At 36.3% G+C, this 15,195-nt stretch carries 15 protein-coding genes; 11 read left to right on the top strand and 4 right to left on the bottom strand.

What is annotated here, in order from left to right:
• Window positions 1–539: 539 nt before the first annotated feature.
• Both rpiB and ABS768_RS09820 read left to right on the top strand, forming a co-directional pair.
• Window positions 540–968, top strand: coding sequence for a ribose 5-phosphate isomerase B (rpiB, locus tag ABS768_RS09825; protein WP_330443998.1), 429 nt, complete (start codon window positions 540–542; stop codon window positions 966–968).
• 15 nt (window positions 969–983) lie between these two features.
• Window positions 984–1,898 (top strand): cation diffusion facilitator family transporter, encoded by a 915-nt coding sequence (locus ABS768_RS09820; protein ID WP_408074793.1) that lies wholly within the window; start codon window positions 984–986, stop codon window positions 1,896–1,898.
• A 7-nt stretch (window positions 1,899–1,905) separates the two neighbouring features.
• On the opposite strand, the gene ABS768_RS09815 is transcribed toward ABS768_RS09820, so the two are convergent.
• Genes ABS768_RS09815 through ABS768_RS09805 form a run of 3 tightly spaced genes read right to left on the bottom strand, consistent with a single transcriptional unit; the run spans window position 1,906 to window position 4,247 of the window.
• Window positions 1,906–2,583, bottom strand: coding sequence for a hypothetical protein (locus tag ABS768_RS09815; protein WP_408074792.1), 678 nt, complete (start codon window positions 2,581–2,583; stop codon window positions 1,906–1,908).
• Complete coding sequence (locus tag ABS768_RS09810) at window positions 2,573–3,583, bottom strand: CBASS cGAMP-activated phospholipase (RefSeq protein WP_408074791.1); 1,011 nt, start codon at window positions 3,581–3,583, stop codon at window positions 2,573–2,575. Before ABS768_RS09810 ends, ABS768_RS09815 begins: the two co-directional genes overlap by 11 nt.
• A 4-nt stretch (window positions 3,584–3,587) precedes the next feature.
• The gene (locus tag ABS768_RS09805; protein WP_408074790.1) at window positions 3,588–4,247 is read right to left on the bottom strand and encodes a DUF4145 domain-containing protein; all 660 of its coding nucleotides are present in this window, start codon (window positions 4,245–4,247) and stop codon (window positions 3,588–3,590) included.
• Window positions 4,248–4,424: 177 nt separating this feature from the next.
• Between ABS768_RS09805 and ABS768_RS09800 the strand changes: the two genes are divergently transcribed.
• Together ABS768_RS09800 and ABS768_RS09795 are read left to right on the top strand one after the other, a co-directional pair.
• A complete protein-coding gene (locus tag ABS768_RS09800; protein WP_408074789.1) occupies window positions 4,425–4,991 on the top strand; it encodes a DUF4870 domain-containing protein in 567 nt (188 codons plus the stop codon).
• Window positions 4,992–5,024: 33 nt separating this feature from the next.
• The gene (locus ABS768_RS09795; RefSeq protein ID WP_408074788.1) at window positions 5,025–7,145 is read left to right on the top strand and encodes a Tex family protein; all 2,121 of its coding nucleotides are present in this window, start codon (window positions 5,025–5,027) and stop codon (window positions 7,143–7,145) included.
• Between the two features lie 58 nt (window positions 7,146–7,203).
• Here the strand turns inward: ABS768_RS09795 and tatA are convergent, their stop codons facing one another.
• Window positions 7,204–7,410: a twin-arginine translocase TatA/TatE family subunit gene (gene tatA, locus ABS768_RS09790; RefSeq protein ID WP_408074852.1), complete on the bottom strand. Its 207-nt coding sequence runs from the start codon at window positions 7,408–7,410 to the stop codon at window positions 7,204–7,206.
• A 187-nt stretch (window positions 7,411–7,597) separates the two neighbouring features.
• Between tatA and ABS768_RS09785 the strand changes: the two genes are divergently transcribed.
• The 7 genes from ABS768_RS09785 to rfbD all read left to right on the top strand — a co-directional run bounded on the left by ABS768_RS09785 (window position 7,598) and on the right by rfbD (window position 15,192).
• Window positions 7,598–8,464: a M23 family metallopeptidase gene (locus ABS768_RS09785; protein WP_408074787.1), complete on the top strand. Its 867-nt coding sequence runs from the start codon at window positions 7,598–7,600 to the stop codon at window positions 8,462–8,464.
• A 6-nt stretch (window positions 8,465–8,470) separates the two neighbouring features.
• A complete protein-coding gene (locus tag ABS768_RS09780) occupies window positions 8,471–9,949 on the top strand; it encodes a GH3 auxin-responsive promoter family protein (protein WP_408074786.1) in 1,479 nt (492 codons plus the stop codon).
• Between the two features lie 85 nt (window positions 9,950–10,034).
• The gene (locus ABS768_RS09775; RefSeq protein WP_408074785.1) at window positions 10,035–11,726 is read left to right on the top strand and encodes a DUF6909 family protein; all 1,692 of its coding nucleotides are present in this window, start codon (window positions 10,035–10,037) and stop codon (window positions 11,724–11,726) included.
• A 6-nt stretch (window positions 11,727–11,732) separates the two neighbouring features.
• The gene (locus ABS768_RS09770; RefSeq protein WP_408074784.1) at window positions 11,733–12,713 is read left to right on the top strand and encodes a hypothetical protein; all 981 of its coding nucleotides are present in this window, start codon (window positions 11,733–11,735) and stop codon (window positions 12,711–12,713) included.
• On the top strand, window positions 12,706–13,728 hold the full coding sequence (rfbB, locus tag ABS768_RS09765; protein ID WP_408074783.1) for a dTDP-glucose 4,6-dehydratase: 1,023 nt from the start codon (window positions 12,706–12,708) through the stop codon (window positions 13,726–13,728). The genes ABS768_RS09770 and rfbB overlap by 8 nt, the downstream gene beginning before the upstream one ends.
• 79 nt (window positions 13,729–13,807) lie before the next feature.
• A complete protein-coding gene (gene rfbC, locus ABS768_RS09760) occupies window positions 13,808–14,359 on the top strand; it encodes a dTDP-4-dehydrorhamnose 3,5-epimerase (RefSeq protein WP_408074782.1) in 552 nt (183 codons plus the stop codon).
• Window positions 14,353–15,192: a dTDP-4-dehydrorhamnose reductase gene (rfbD, locus tag ABS768_RS09755; RefSeq protein ID WP_408074781.1), complete on the top strand. Its 840-nt coding sequence runs from the start codon at window positions 14,353–14,355 to the stop codon at window positions 15,190–15,192. Before rfbC ends, rfbD begins: the two co-directional genes overlap by 7 nt.
• Window positions 15,193–15,195: the final 3 nt, after the last annotated feature.

The raw sequence follows: 15,195 nt of genomic DNA, 5'->3' as shown, positions 1-15,195 counted from the left end.
TGTTAATAGTAGGGATAACTTTTGGCTAATTTGTTTTTTCAGCGAGTTATACAATTTTATACAAAGGTATCAACAAAGTTAAGAAATCGTAAATAATTCAAAATAAAGGTTTTCATAAAAATAGGGTATAGGTTATTAACAATGGTTAATTACTGTTTTTTAATTGTTTTGTTTGAAAACTTACCCTGTTAATTGCTGTTAATAACCCTTCTTAACCTTTTCATAACTTTCAAAGAAATTCTAAGAAATAAATTTGGTTTTAAAAGTTAGGTTTTTGATTACAAAATTTATCGTTACGGTTTTAAAAAACTTTCTTTTTTATGTTGTGAACTTATTAACAATAACTGTTAAAATTTAACTACTTAGTTTTCAGTACAATTACATATTCTATTAACAATTCAATATTTTAACATATTTATAAAACGTAAGGGTACTGAAAATCAGGCATAAAACATAAAAACCCTTTTAATAATATTACAGATGCCTAAATCTTGGTAACTTTGCAGCAATAAAGTTTATTTATAAATACATTTTAAAGTATGAAAATTTCAATAGGTAACGACCACGCGGGTCCTGATTACAAAAAAGCTATTGTAAAGTACCTGGAAGAGAAGGGTATAGAAGTTATTAACCATGGTACAGACACTTTTGACAGTGTAGACTATCCTGATTTTGTACACCCGGTTGCCAATGATGTTGAAAACGGTACTGCCGATTTTGGTATTATTATATGTGGTAGCGGTAACGGTGTTGCTATGAGTGTTAACAAACACCAGAAAATTAGAGCTGCACTTTGCTGGATTAAAGAAATTGCGGCGCTGGCGCGCCAACATAACGATGCTAACATTATTAGTATACCGGCACGTTATACTTCTATACAGCAGGCTGTTGAAATGGTAGATACTTTTTTAAATACCGAATTTGAAGGCGGCAGACACCAAAACAGAGTAAACAAAATACCTTGTTAATAACATAAAATTGTAGTGAGCGGACACCATCATAATCATAGAATACACAAGCATGAAATTGAAGGGAAAAATCTGCTTTTTTCCATACTGCTCAATACACTAATAACAATAGCCCAGGTTGTGGGAGGGATTATTTCCGGCAGCCTGGCTTTACTTTCAGATGCGCTGCATAACTTTAGTGATGTCCTTTCGCTGGTTATTAGTTATGTGGCACACAAACTTTCCCGTAAAAAAGCCACCATATCCCAAACCTTTGGGCTAAAACGATCAGAACTGGTTGCGGCTTTTGTCAATTCGCTTACTCTTGTTATTGTTGCCTTTTATCTTATTTATGAGGCTATTACACGTTTTTTTGATCCGGTAATTATTAAGCCGGGACTTGTAATTTGGTTCTCCATACTGGGTATTGTGGCAAACGGACTTTCGGTACTGCTGTTAAAAAAGGATGCCAACCATAACCTGAACATGAAATCGGCTTACCTGCACTTATTAACAGATATGATGGCATCTATAGCTGTGCTCGCGGGCGGACTCATGATGCATTATTTCGAAATGTATTGGGTAGATGCCGTGCTTACACTTATTATTGCCATTTACCTGGTGGTGGTAGGGGTTGACCTGTTAATAAAGGCTACCAAAATGCTGATGCTGTTCACGCCAGAGTTTATAGATATTAAAGCAATAGTTAGGGAAGTCCACAAAATTGATGGTGTTAATAAACTGCACCATATCCATGTATGGCACTTAAACGAAGAGGAGTTGCACCTGGAGGCACATTTAGACTGTACGCACGATATTACATTATCGCAGTTTAACCTGCTGTTACAGGACATTGAAGATATGTTGTATGATAAATTTGGCATTAACCACGTTAACATACAACCCGAATTTAAAAAGGAAGATCCAAAGGATTTTATTGTGCAGGATTAGATTAAAATTAAATAGAATTTCTGGTCATAAAATCTAAAACCCCGGACATCATAATTTCAACTTGTTCTTTTGAATATTCGCTATATAATCCATGTGCAGCCTTATTTCTTAAATCTAACCAAGATGTTACATTTTTAAGATCAAGTTTATTATATACTTCTGCTTTTGACAATTCTGAATTCAATAAATCAGCATTTTTAGGATAGTATTTTCCCTCTTCATTTTTATTAATATGGATATTATTATTTCTGCAGAGTTGACGTAAATGTTCTTCAAGTGTACTACCTATTATTACTGCTGCTGCATCTTTATAGTTTTGTTTTAATAAATATTCTGCGGTTTCAATATAATCGGTAAATATTTCCGCACTGATTAAACCTTTTAAAGATACTAACCAATCATTTTCGATTTCAATTTTTATAGAATTTAATATTCCTCTTCCGTTTTGAACAGATGAAGGGTGAGGTCCATTTACTTTTGATTTGAAATTTACGTAATAGGGATGATTTTCTTTATAGAGATATACAATAAATGATAAAGAAGAAGCTTCAAATTCATTAAATAATTCAGAATCTACCCAACTTGTTCTAATATTTCCCCCACTTACGTATTTAGTTTCTAAAGTTTTATTGGCTATGTTAATTAAATACTTTATACGTTCTAAAAGTTTTTTATTAGAATTCATTATTTGTGATATAAGTTTTTTTATTTATAAAGTAAGGAACGATATCTTTTTTAACAGAATGATACATGTCATTTCCATATTGACTTAATAAAGATAAAGATGTTTTATCTGAGAAATCAATTTGAATTGATTTTGAATGAATAGGATTTTTAATATCTCCTTTTATTCTGTAATAATCTAAATTAGAAGTAGTTTGAGATAAAGACTCTAAAAAAATATTACAAAATTCACTTTGTCCGGTTAAACATGAATCAAAAAGTTGTTGTCTCCAGCCTATAAAAGATCTTTTTCTACGAGAAAAAGGTAAGAAAGTTTGTTTACTATTTAAGCTGGATATTGAAAGAAGTTGAATATTATCATATGCTTTATTTTCTCCTACAAAATAGCGTAAAGCTTCAGTATAACCAATTAATGAAGGATTGTTTGCCCAAAGGCCTCCATCTGCATATAGTTTGTTATCATGCTGTTTCATTTCAGCAATAGGAAAATAAGTTGGAGCAGCTGAAGTAGCTAAAGCTACATCGACCATTAATAGTTCATTATCTCTACTTAAATTACCCTCAGGATGATCATATTTAAATATTTCATATGTTCCATGAGTAATATCAAATGTAGGAATACATAACAAACACTTACTATTTTTAATTTTATTATTTTTTAAGACCTCATATAATGCTTTTTTTAATTTTTTATCTGAGTATTTGCCATAAAGTAGTGCTTGTCTGATAAGAGGAATTTTTCCTTTTGACCAACGAAATATTTTAGGTCCATGCTGCGTATAAAATTTACATATTTCTTCAGTAGAGATCCCTAAAGAAAGAGCCAATGCTATAAGACCACCAGTTGATGTGCCGCAAATAAGGTCAAAATAATCCACAATTCTTAAAGAGTTATCTCCTGAATCTTTGATTAATTGTTTTTCTATTTTATTAAGTATTGTTGCTGAATAAAGCCCTTTAATTCCACCCCCATCAATAGATAAAACTTTAAATGTTTTCATATTGTTACTTTTTGTCGCGTTCATTTATTACTTGTCTAATATTTTCAGGAATGTTGGTGTCATAATATTCTTGTATTTTTTTTGGTTGACTAATCAATACTTCACATATAACATTTATGAATCCAAATAATGCATATGCTATTTCTACTTTATCATTCAAATCAATAACTCCAGGGTGAACTGCATTATTTCCAATAACTCTTACACTATCAAGAGCTTGTTGCATACTTTTTGGAAGTCCTTTTTTTACTAAATTTTCTATATCATCATTAATATTTTTACCTTTTTCTCCTAAATGAATACAAAGTTTTTGAAGTGCTAATCTCAATAGAGCGGCAGAACCTCTAGGAGAGATGTTAAATATATTTTTAGCTTCATTGTAATCATATTTAATATTCTCCGGTAAATCAGGGTTAGCAGCCTCAATATTACCGGTTAAAGGGTATGTCATTTTTTGATTTATCCAAATAGAAACTTCTTGACAATGAGCACATTTTGCAATAAAAGTATTTTTTAATTGATAAGCTGTTGTAACTAGTCTGCCATCTGCTTGATTAAATTGATATCTACAACTAATATCATAAGACCATGTTTGAACTGCCATGACTTCGCAATGTGGACAGTGAAATGAAGATAATTTTAAAGTAGGAGTAATATGTTTCATATAAATGAATTTATTATAAACTTACAAAAAATATCCTACCAAATTATTGTTAATATATAAACAACCCCTTATTTTTCAACCCTTTGACACAAATGCCGTAAAAATGCCGTAGTAAAACCGCTATCAAATGCCTACCTTGGTCAATAAATTTGTCCCATAACTTTAAATCAAAAAATTATGGAAACTATTGGAAAAAGAATTGCCGAAATAAGAAAGCAAAAAGGCTTAACTCAGGAGGAGGTAGCCGAGAGCGCTAAGATAAATTTACGCACACTACAGCGTATTGAAAAAGACGAAACCGAACCCCGTGGTAACAGCCTTAAAGGGATATGCGAAGCACTGGAAATTAATATTGAGGACCTCGTAGATTATGGTAAAACCGAAGACAGAACCTATTTGGTATACATGCATCTTTCGGTAATGAGTTCGGTATTCATACCGCTGGGTAATATTATCTTGCCGCTTATTTTATGGCTCAATAAAAAGGACAGGATTGTTTCGGTATCGGCTCAGGGTAAAAACATAATTAACTTCCAGATTGTATGGACGGTTTGTTTCTATATACTGTTATTCACATTTGTATTTTTCAAAATAATGCACCTGCCGTTTAATTCATTTCTTTTTGTAGGGCTTATGGTAGTTGTTGGTATTTTTAATTTCCTGTATCCGGTATATGCTGCCATTAGGGTAAGTAAGGGAGAGGTTAAAAACTTCTGGCCGGCACCAATTAAATTTATGAAATAAGAATACTATGTTTGTAGTTCATATTTTTGAATAATGACAAACATCCAATTCATTTCGGGGCAGGTTACTGCTCCAGTAAAAAGCATAGAAAATACATTACAACTGCTAAATGAAGACTGTACTATTCCCTTTATTGCGCGTTACCGAAAGGACAGGACGGGCAACCTTGATGAGGTGGTAATAGAACAGATAGCCAAGCTAAACCAAGCCTTTCAGGCTATTGTAAAGCGAAAAGAAGCGATTTTAAAGAGTATTGAGGAGCAAAACGGGCTAACGCCCGATTTAAAACAAAAAATCGATGCCAGCTTTGATATGACCGAACTGGAGGATTTTTACCTTCCGTTCAAAAAACGCAAAAAGACCAAAGCCGACACCGCCCGTGAAAACGGACTGGAACCGCTGGCTAAAATCATCATGGCGCAAAACAGCGATGATATTGATTATATAGCATCAAAATACCTTAACGATAAAGTGGCAAATGAAGATGATGCACTACAGGGTGCCCGCGACATTATTGCCGAATGGGTAAACGAAAACCTGTATATCCGTAAAAATCTAAGGAGGATGTACAACCGCAAGGCAGAGATAACCACCAAAAAGGTTAAGGGCGCCGATGAGGAAAAGGCTAAAAAATTTGAGCAGTACCTGGACTGGAGTGAAAACCTGGCTAAAGCGCCGTCACACAGGATACTAGCCATATTACGTGCCGAAAACGAGGGTATCATTAAGTTTAAAGTAGATATAGACAGTGATGAGGCTATCGATTTTATGGAGCAGTCGGTTATCAAAAACAACCGCGAAACCGCCGGCCAGCTAAAGCTGGCAATTAAGGATAGTTACAAGCGCCTGCTGGCACCAGCCATTTCAAACGAGGTATTGCAGGAATCCAAAGCAAAGGCCGATGCTACCGCTATTGGCGTTTTTGCCGGAAATTTGGGTCAGCTGCTGTTAGCCCCGCCACTTGGGGAAAAGCGTATACTGGCAATAGACCCCGGGTTTCGCACAGGCTGTAAGGTAGTTTGCCTTGACGAGAAGGGCGACCTGTTGTATAACGAAACGATATTTCCGCATGCGCCGCAAAAGGAGACTGCCATTGCCATGAAAAAAATACGTTCTATGGTAAATGCTTATAAGGTAGATGCTATTTCTATAGGTAACGGAACGGCATCGCGTGAAACCGAACATTTCATTAAAAAAATAGCTTTTGATAAGCCGGTACAGGTATTTGTAGTGAGCGAAGCAGGGGCATCGGTATATTCGGCATCAAAAATAGCAAGGGACGAGTTCCCTAATTATGACGTAACCGTGAGAGGAGCCGTATCAATAGGGCGCAGGCTGAGTGACCCGCTTGCCGAACTGGTTAAAATAGAGCCTAAAGCCATTGGTGTGGGTCAGTACCAGCACGATGTAGATCAGGGTAAACTTAAAGACGAACTGGACACGGTGGTTATGCGCTGTGTGAACTCGGTAGGTGTAAATATCAATACGGCGAGTAAATCACTGTTAGGATATGTATCGGGTATAGGAGAGAAGCTTGCCGAAAATATAGTAAATTACCGTAGTGAGAACGGTCCGTTTGAAGATAGGAAGCAACTTAAAAAAGTACCAAGGCTGGGGGATAAGGCCTATCAGCAGGCGGCGGCTTTCGTAAGGATTCCAAACGCTAAAAACCCGTTGGATAATTCGGCTGTACACCCTGAGGCTTACAGTATAGTGGAAAAAATGGCAAAGGACATGAAGTTAAAAACTGCCGATTTGGTTTCCAATAAGGAGGCGATAGCTAAAATTCCGGTAAACAATTATGTAACCGGAGATGTTGGTGTATTGGGACTTAAAGATATTTTAAAGGAGCTTGAAAAACCGGGACTGGATCCAAGGAAGTCGGCCAAGGTGTTTGAATTTGATCCTAACGTAAGGTCTATTAACGACCTGCGCACTGGGATGATATTACCGGGTATTGTGAATAACATTACCAATTTTGGCTGCTTTGTAGATATAGGTATTAAGGAAAGCGGACTGGTACATATTTCCCAGTTAAAGGATGGTTTTGTGAGCGATGTAAATGAGGTTGTAAAACTACATCAGCATGTTGAGGTTAAGGTGCTTGAGGTGGATGAGACCAGAAAAAGAATACAGCTTACTATGGTATTGTAAAAAAATAAAAAACCCTCTAAGTACTACTTAGAGGGTTTTTTATTTATAGAAATAAATATTATAATTTATTTTCTTCTTTTTGAGATTGTTCATTTTTTGAGTTTGCCGGCTGGTCATCCTTCGCTGCATCTTTAAATTCCTTAATACCAGATCCAAGGCCTCTCATTAATTCAGGAATTTTCTTTCCGCCAAACAATAGCACGATTAATACCACAACAATTGCTATTTGCCACGGACCAACTGCTCCTAAAAAAATTGCTAACATGTTCATAATTACAATAAATAAAATGATTATTTCGACAAAGTTAAATATAAAATAATTTACAATAACTATTTACGGCAAATATTTAGTATTGGTTTGCGTTAAAGTATAGAATTTTAAAGATTTTTAGCTAATATACCGTATTGCAGGAGGCTATGGTATTAGTATATTTGTGAATTAAACAGTAAATATGTCGGGCAAAAAGCGTAAAAGGCAGGTAATCAGGAAGAAATTGTTTACAAAAAACCGCCTTGTAATATTAAATGAAGATTCCTTTGAGGAAATATTTTCCTTAAAGCTTAACTTAATGAATGTTTTTGTGGGGTTAACGCTAATTAGTATCGTGATGATAGCCCTTACAACTTATATAATTGCATTTACTCCTTTAAGGGAATATATACCGGGTTACTCCTCTTCAAAACTGAAGAAAGATGCTATTGATAATGCCATAAAGTCGGATTCGCTTCAAAAGGCTTTAGATGAGAATAACATTTACCTGGCTTCCATAAGGAAAGTACTAACCGGAGATATTGAACATGCTTCCCTTAACAGGGACTCCATAATAGCTGCCGAGCATAATGACGTAAATGTAGACCTGACTCCAAAAGAGGCCGAGCTTAAATTAAGGGAACAGGTAGCACTTGAAGATAAGTACAACCTGTTTGAAAAGGCACAGCCAAAAGTAAACCTGGTATTATTTGCTCCGGCAAAAGGTCATATTACCGAAAATTATAATGCTAAAGACAAGCATTTCTCTGTAGATATTATGCTTGCTGCCAATACCCCGGTAAAATCGGTAGCGGCAGGAACAGTATTATTTTCAGACTGGACCCCTACGCAGGGTAATGTGATTATAATTCGCCATAACGACGGTATTATCTCTGCATATAAAAAAGCCTCATCCCTAACAAAAGTACAGGGCGACGTGGTAAAATCGGGTGAGGTAATAGCCATGGCAGGAACATCGGAAGATGCTGATAAGGGAGCGCACCTGCAGTTTGAATTATGGAAGGACGGTTATCCTATTAACCCAACCCAATTTATTGATTTTGAATAACAACTTATGTCTATAAAATCGTTTGCAGCAAAACTGTTTGCCAAAAAAATATACAGCGATACCCAAAAATGGGTTCAAAACCCTGTGGAAACCCAACAAAAGGTTCTGGAAATGCTTATTGCAAAAGCGGCACAAACTAATTTTGGGAAAGATCATCATTTTGAGGGGATACGCTCGCATGTTGATTTTGCAAAACATGTACCTGTAAGGGATTATGAAGACTTAAAACCTTATGTGGAAAAGGTGGTTAAAGGAGAGGAAAATGTACTTTGGCCCGGTAAACCACTTTATTTTGCCAAAACATCGGGTACCACATCGGGGGCAAAATATATTCCGTTAACAAAAGAATCCATGCCTTATCATATTGAGGCAGCCCGAAATGCGATACTACATTATATTCATGAAACAGGTAAATCTGAATTTGTAGACGGTAAAATGATATTCCTGCAGGGAAGTCCTGAACTGGAGGAGAAAAACGGGATTAAGTTTGGCCGACTTTCCGGTATAGTAGCACACTTTGTACCGGCTTACCTGCAGCGCAACCGTATGCCGAGCTGGGAAACCAATTGTATTGAAGACTGGGAACAAAAGGTAGATGCCATAGTGGAGGAAACCTATAACGAGAATATGTCGGTTATTTCGGGAATACCTTCATGGGTACAAATGTATTTTGAAAGGCTGGAGAAAAAAGGACACAAAAAGGTAGGCGAGATATTTAAAAATTTCAGCCTGTTCATATATGGCGGGGTAAATTATGAGCCTTACAGGGCCAAGTTTGAAAACCTTATTGGAAGAAAGGTAGACAGTATTGAACTGTTCCCGGCTTCGGAAGGATTTTTTGCCTATCAGGATAAGCAAAATGAAAAAGGGATGCTCCTGTTGCTTAACTCGGGTATATTTTATGAGTTTATAAAAGCAGATGATTTTTTTAGCGAACATCCTAAACGTTATACCATCGGTGAGGTAGAACTGGGTATTAATTATGTGTTGATTATTTCTACCAATGCCGGTTTATGGGGTTATAATATTGGAGATACAATACAGTTTACATCAACAAAACCATATAGGGTTATTGTAAGCGGAAGGATAAAGCATTATATATCGGCTTTTGGGGAACATGTTATTGGTAACGAAGTAGAGAGCGCCCTTAAAGAAGCGATGGAAGGGACAAATATACGTGTAAATGAATTTACCGTAGCCCCACAAATTAATCCGGAAAAAGGCTTGCCTTACCATGAATGGTTTATTGAATTTGAAAAAGAGCCTGCTAATATGGATGCCTTTTCTCTGGCTATTGATAAGGCTATGAGAAAGCAAAATGTGTATTATGACGATTTGATATCGGGTAATATACTGCGTACTGTGGTGATTACCAAAGTGGGCAAAAACGGTTTCCGTGAGTATATGAAATCAATAGGTAAGCTGGGAGGACAGAATAAATTGCCAAGACTGTCTAACGACAGAAAAATAGCAGATGCGCTTTAAACCCGTTTGTTAATTAACAGGATATACAGGCTTTAACATAAGTAAAAAATAAAATCCTACATTTGCCTTAAAACACTAAAAGAATATGCAGGGCATTAAGAATACATCCCGATCCAAGGCGCAGGAATCTTCTGCGGCAATAGAGCGTTTGTATATTACAATGCGCCATCTTTTAAACCGTGGTTTTTATAAACCTATGGGAGTATCGGGCGATACGCTCAGGGAAGCACTTTTGCTTTTAAGACCGGAAATTTACGGGTCGATAGCAGAGGAGAAGGCTGAGCTTAACGGGCTGTTATATGTTATAGAGCGATTGCCTATAGGTATAGAACAATGCCGTTTTATAAGCCTTACATCAGACGAAGGATATTCCAAATCACATTTTAAGGCCATAGTGCCTCCTAAAAGGAGAAGAAACTGCTACCGTATTGATGACGAGCAGATGAACGTGGAAATTACCCGTGGCAGGTCGGATATATATGATATACTTACCCATCTTACTTTTATTTTTATCGAATCGCATAAAATAAAAGACAGGGTACTTATAGACGATAACGGCGAAATTACCCACGACTGGTTTAGGCTGGAACAAATAGTACTTCAGAAAAAAAAGAAGCTTGCACTTGAAGAAAGGGAAAAAGCAATTTCACATGTAGCTTCAGTATTGGGAAGAACATTTTCGGAAGTATTGGATATTTATGATGCTTTCGGTTCGGCAGAAATGCCCGACAGATTTTTGCATATAATATACTGGCTGGGTAAACTGGCTATAGATGAGGCTATGGGTGGTGCAAAAAGAACGATAACCTTTAGTCCTATTTTAAGGGAGCGGTTAGGGCATCATATTCATGGTGAGATTTGGGCAAACAATATCAAAACCATCCTTAAACAAAACGGGCTTTTGGAAAGGCCTATTCACATTATAAGTGCTAATATGCACAGTGTGATGAATTCTATTTTTGCCAAAAAGGTATTAAGTAAAGAATTTAAGGGTAAACCTGATTACTTTATTTATGAAGAGTTAAGCAAATCCGGAAACGGGGAACAGAGAGCAAGGATTGAAGAAGAGGCTCTTAAAAACGGAATGATATTTATACCCGATACATCGGGTACTAATATAGATGTACAAATATTTGATACATCAGCCATTGATTTTAATGGGACACCATTTAAAAATGGTATAATGGGAGAAGTAAAACCGGTATTAATAGTTATGGATTATGCTTTTGGAGAGCAGGCCTATGAAACTATTGACGAGTTGCTAAAACCGTTTAAGGAACATAAATTGAAAACATTCCTTGATGTAGAATCGGTTTCTATAATGGGTAAAGCCGGCATACTTGAAGGTAATAAGGGAGATATTATGATACCTTCGGCTCATATAAACGAAGGTACGGGAGATAATTATCCGTTTGAAAACGAATTAAAGACAGAGCTTTTGGAAGGACAGGGTATTCCTGTTTATACCGGGGCTATGGTAACCGTTTTAGGCACATCACTTCAAAACAGGGATTTACTCAAGTTCTTTAACGAATCTACCTGGGGGGTTATAGGCCTGGAAATGGAAGGAGCCTATTATCAAAAAGCAATACAGTCGGCCTCAAAAATACGCAGGAGTATTAATCCGGATGTAAAGGTAAGGTATGCCTATTATGCATCAGATAATCCGTTGGAAACAGGTAGTACACTTGCTTCGGGAGGCTTAGGAACATCGGGAGTGAAACCCACTTATTTAATTACAATTAAAATTTTAGAACAAATATTTAATGTCACATAAAAAACTATGGCAAACCAGTTAGACAAAAGTCCTAATAACAGGGATATTGATTTTGATTATGTTTCGGGTAAGGTAAAGGGTTACTTTACAGCTGCAGGCGACCGCTTTTTTGACGCGATACAGTTTGCTAAAAAATATTTTATAATTCTGCTGGTAATTATAATAGGTAGTGGTGTTTGGGGATATTTTAAAGATGAAAACAGTAAACCATATTATGAAAATAATCTGTTTGTAATACCTAACTTTAAGAGTATGGATTACCTGTATTCTAAAATAGATTATTTAAGTTCTAAAGTGGGGGATGACGGATTTTTCCAAAGTATAGGTTTGGAACCTAAATCGATAACTAAAATAGAGGTAAAGCCTGTCGTTGATGTTTTTTCTTTTGTAAAGAGAGACGACCGTATTAAGTATGAGGTTTTAAAATTAATGTCTGATAGCGGAGAAATTTCTAAAATACTGGAAGAAACGGTTGTTGGTAAGAATTATAAATACCATGTAATTACATTTAATTCGGGCATTCCGGTAGATGATAAGACTATTGAGGCTCTTATGAACTTTTTGAATGATGATGAATTTTATCAAACCGTACAGGCTGAATGGATTAAAAATCTTGAAATAAAAATTGAGGCAACCGATACGCTTTTGAAGCAAATAGACGGTATGTTAAACAGCTATACCCGTAAGGGAGGAGAAACAGCCGTTTTCTTTAATCAGGATATGGCATTAGATGAGGTAATCCTTCAAAAACAGGAAATAGTAGATGAGCAGGCCATGAACCGCCTTGACAGGATAAACTACACTAAAATAATTAAAGACAGCAGTAAGGTACTTAATATAGAAAAGTCTTCTTTTACAAGAGGCAGAATGACTATTTTAATGCCCTTGTTTTTTGTAGCGATATTTGCTGTTTTAATGTGGTTTATAGGATTTTACAAAAGACAGGTTAAAAAAAGACAGAGTACAGTAACAGGAGAAAATGAATAAAGCGATACTAGTAACAGGAGGTGCCGGATTTATAGGTGCTAATTTTGTTGAATATTTTTTACAGACCAATAATGATGTTTTATTGGTTAATTTAGATAAACTTACCTATGCCGGAGATTTAGCTAATCTTACTGAGGCAGAAAACAATCCAAATTACAAATTTGTACAGGGAGATATTTGTGACAGGGAGCTTATAGAGCAATTGTTCAAGGAGTATGATTTTAGGGGAGTAATACATTTTGCTGCCGAATCGCACGTAGATAATTCCATATCGGGTCCAGAGGCATTTATACAAACCAATGTTATGGGAACCTTTGTTTTGATTGATGTTGCCAGGAAACACTGGATGGAAGCCCCAAATCAGTACAAGGAAGCCTATAAAGGCTGCCGTTTCCATCATATCTCTACTGATGAGGTGTATGGTACACTGGGCAAGGAAGGTTTGTTTACCGAAGAAACTCCGTATGCACCAAATAGTCCGTATAGTGCCTCAAAGGCATCAAGTGATATGGTGGTGAGAAGTTATTTCCACACCTATGGGATGAATGTTGTTACTACTAACTGTTCTAATAATTACGGACCAAAACAACATCAGGAAAAGCTTATACCAACTATAATCAGAAAAGCAATTTCTGGCGAAAATATTCCTATTTACGGAACCGGAGAAAATGTAAGGGACTGGCTTTATGTACTGGATCACTGTAAAGGGATAGAACTGGTTTACAAAAAAGGCGCAGCAGGGGAAACTTACAATATTGGCGGAAGAAATGAAAGGAATAACCTGTATATAGCCAATAAGATATGTGATTTACTGGATGAAATGTATCCGCGTGAATCGGGTAAATATAACGAGCTTATAACTTTTGTAAAAGACAGGCCGGGGCATGATATGCGCTATGCTATTGATGCAACAAAAATTGAGAACGAACTGGGCTGGAAAGCCGATGAGAATTTTGAAACAGGTATTGTAAAGACAATAGAATGGTATTTGCATAAACTCACAAAATCAAAGTAATAACAATTAATTAAATTTGGGCAATCCCTTTTAAAAAGGGATTACGATATACATATATTAAACAAAATATATTAAATAAATGACTGCAATACCTACAAAACTTGAAGGATGTTTTATAATAGAACCTAATGTTTTTTATGACGACAGGGGCTATTTTATGGAAAGTTATAATGAAGCGCGTTTTGAGGAACAAACCGGGCAAAAGGTACACTTTGTACAAGATAATCAGTCGCACTCTACAAAAGGAGTGCTAAGGGGACTGCATTACCAAACAGGCGAGCATGCTCAGGCTAAACTGGTAAGGGTACTTGAAGGTGAGGTGCTGGATGTTGCCGTAGACGTGAGACCGGGATCGGCTACCTATGGAGAGCATGTTGCGGTATTACTAACAGCAGAAAATAAAAAACAGCTTTTTGTTCCCAGAGGTTTTGCTCACGGTTTTATAGTATTGAGTGAAACGGCATCGTTTTTTTACAAATGCGATAATTTTTACAATAAGGAATCTGAAGGGGGAATATTGTTCAATGACCCTGAACTGAATATTGACTGGCAATTGCCAACAGAAAAACTGATTATATCAGACAAGGATAAGATTCTTCCTAACCTTAAAAATGCAAGGTCAATATGGTAGTATTAGTTACAGGAGCATCGGGCCAGTTAGGGCAAAGTATTAAGCATATAGCGGCTAGTCACAGTTCGCTTTCTTTTTATTATGCCGATAGTAAAGAGGGTGATATTACGAATAAGGCTGCGCTTGAAAAGCTGTTTAAAGAAGTAAAGCCTGATTATTGTATTAATGCTGCGGCTTATACTGCTGTCGATAAGGCTGAAACCGATAAGGAACAGGCTTATGCAGTTAATGTTAACGGAGCTAAAAATCTTGCTGAGGTTTGCAGTTCAGAAGGCGCTAAGTTGATACATATCTCTACCGATTTTGTTTTTGACGGAACAAAATCAACACCCTATACTGAAGAGGATAATACAAATCCGCAGGGAGTGTACGGGCTTACCAAAAGGCAGGGTGAACAGGAAATTGAAAAGGCACTCAAGGAATATTATATTGTAAGAACTTCATGGTTGTACTCCCAGTTTGCCAATAACTTTATGAAAACCATGTTGAGACTGGCTGCCGAAAGGGATTCGCTAGGGGTTATTGATGATCAGAAAGGAACTCCTACTAATGCAGTTGATTTGGCAGAAGCGGTGCTAAAAATTATAGAAAGCGGTAAAGCAGCTTATGGTATTTACCATTACAGTAATGAAGGAGAAACTACTTGGTATGGTTTTGCCAAACAGATTTTTGAAACCAATAATGTGGCTATAGATTTAAAACCTATACCAACATCGGCATATCCTACTCCGGCAAAACGCCCGCAGTATAGTGTTTTGGATAAAAGTAAAATAAAATATACATTTGATATACAAATAAATAGCTGGGAAAAATCTTTACAACCATATAAGTAACAG

Source organism: Flavobacterium rhizophilum, from assembly GCF_046000485.1.
Lineage (GTDB): Bacteria > Bacteroidota > Bacteroidia > Flavobacteriales > Flavobacteriaceae > Flavobacterium > Flavobacterium rhizophilum.
The sequence above is the reverse complement of the archived record's forward strand: the minus strand, read 5'-3'. Positions and strand labels throughout refer to the sequence as shown.

Bases quoted from the DNA above. Each gene is read 5' to 3' on its own strand.
- rpiB (WP_330443998.1), top strand. From the start codon at position 540: ATGAAAATTTCAATAGGTAACGACCACGCGGGTCCTGATTACAAAAAA.
- ABS768_RS09815 (WP_408074792.1), bottom strand. From the start codon at position 2,583: ATGAATTCTAATAAAAAACTTTTAGAACGTATAAAGTATTTAATTAAC.
- ABS768_RS09810 (WP_408074791.1), bottom strand. From the start codon at position 3,583: ATGAAAACATTTAAAGTTTTATCTATTGATGGGGGTGGAATTAAAGGG.
- ABS768_RS09805 (WP_408074790.1), bottom strand. From the start codon at position 4,247: ATGAAACATATTACTCCTACTTTAAAATTATCTTCATTTCACTGTCCA.
- ABS768_RS09800 (WP_408074789.1), top strand. From the start codon at position 4,425: ATGGAAACTATTGGAAAAAGAATTGCCGAAATAAGAAAGCAAAAAGGC.
- ABS768_RS09795 (WP_408074788.1), top strand. From the start codon at position 5,025: ATGACAAACATCCAATTCATTTCGGGGCAGGTTACTGCTCCAGTAAAA.
- tatA (WP_408074852.1), bottom strand. From the start codon at position 7,410: ATGTTAGCAATTTTTTTAGGAGCAGTTGGTCCGTGGCAAATAGCAATT.
- ABS768_RS09785 (WP_408074787.1), top strand. From the start codon at position 7,598: ATGTCGGGCAAAAAGCGTAAAAGGCAGGTAATCAGGAAGAAATTGTTT.
- ABS768_RS09780 (WP_408074786.1), top strand. From the start codon at position 8,471: ATGTCTATAAAATCGTTTGCAGCAAAACTGTTTGCCAAAAAAATATAC.
- ABS768_RS09775 (WP_408074785.1), top strand. From the start codon at position 10,035: ATGCAGGGCATTAAGAATACATCCCGATCCAAGGCGCAGGAATCTTCT.
- ABS768_RS09770 (WP_408074784.1), top strand. From the start codon at position 11,733: ATGGCAAACCAGTTAGACAAAAGTCCTAATAACAGGGATATTGATTTT.
- rfbB (WP_408074783.1), top strand. From the start codon at position 12,706: ATGAATAAAGCGATACTAGTAACAGGAGGTGCCGGATTTATAGGTGCT.
- rfbC (WP_408074782.1), top strand. From the start codon at position 13,808: ATGACTGCAATACCTACAAAACTTGAAGGATGTTTTATAATAGAACCT.
- rfbD (WP_408074781.1), top strand. From the start codon at position 14,353: ATGGTAGTATTAGTTACAGGAGCATCGGGCCAGTTAGGGCAAAGTATT.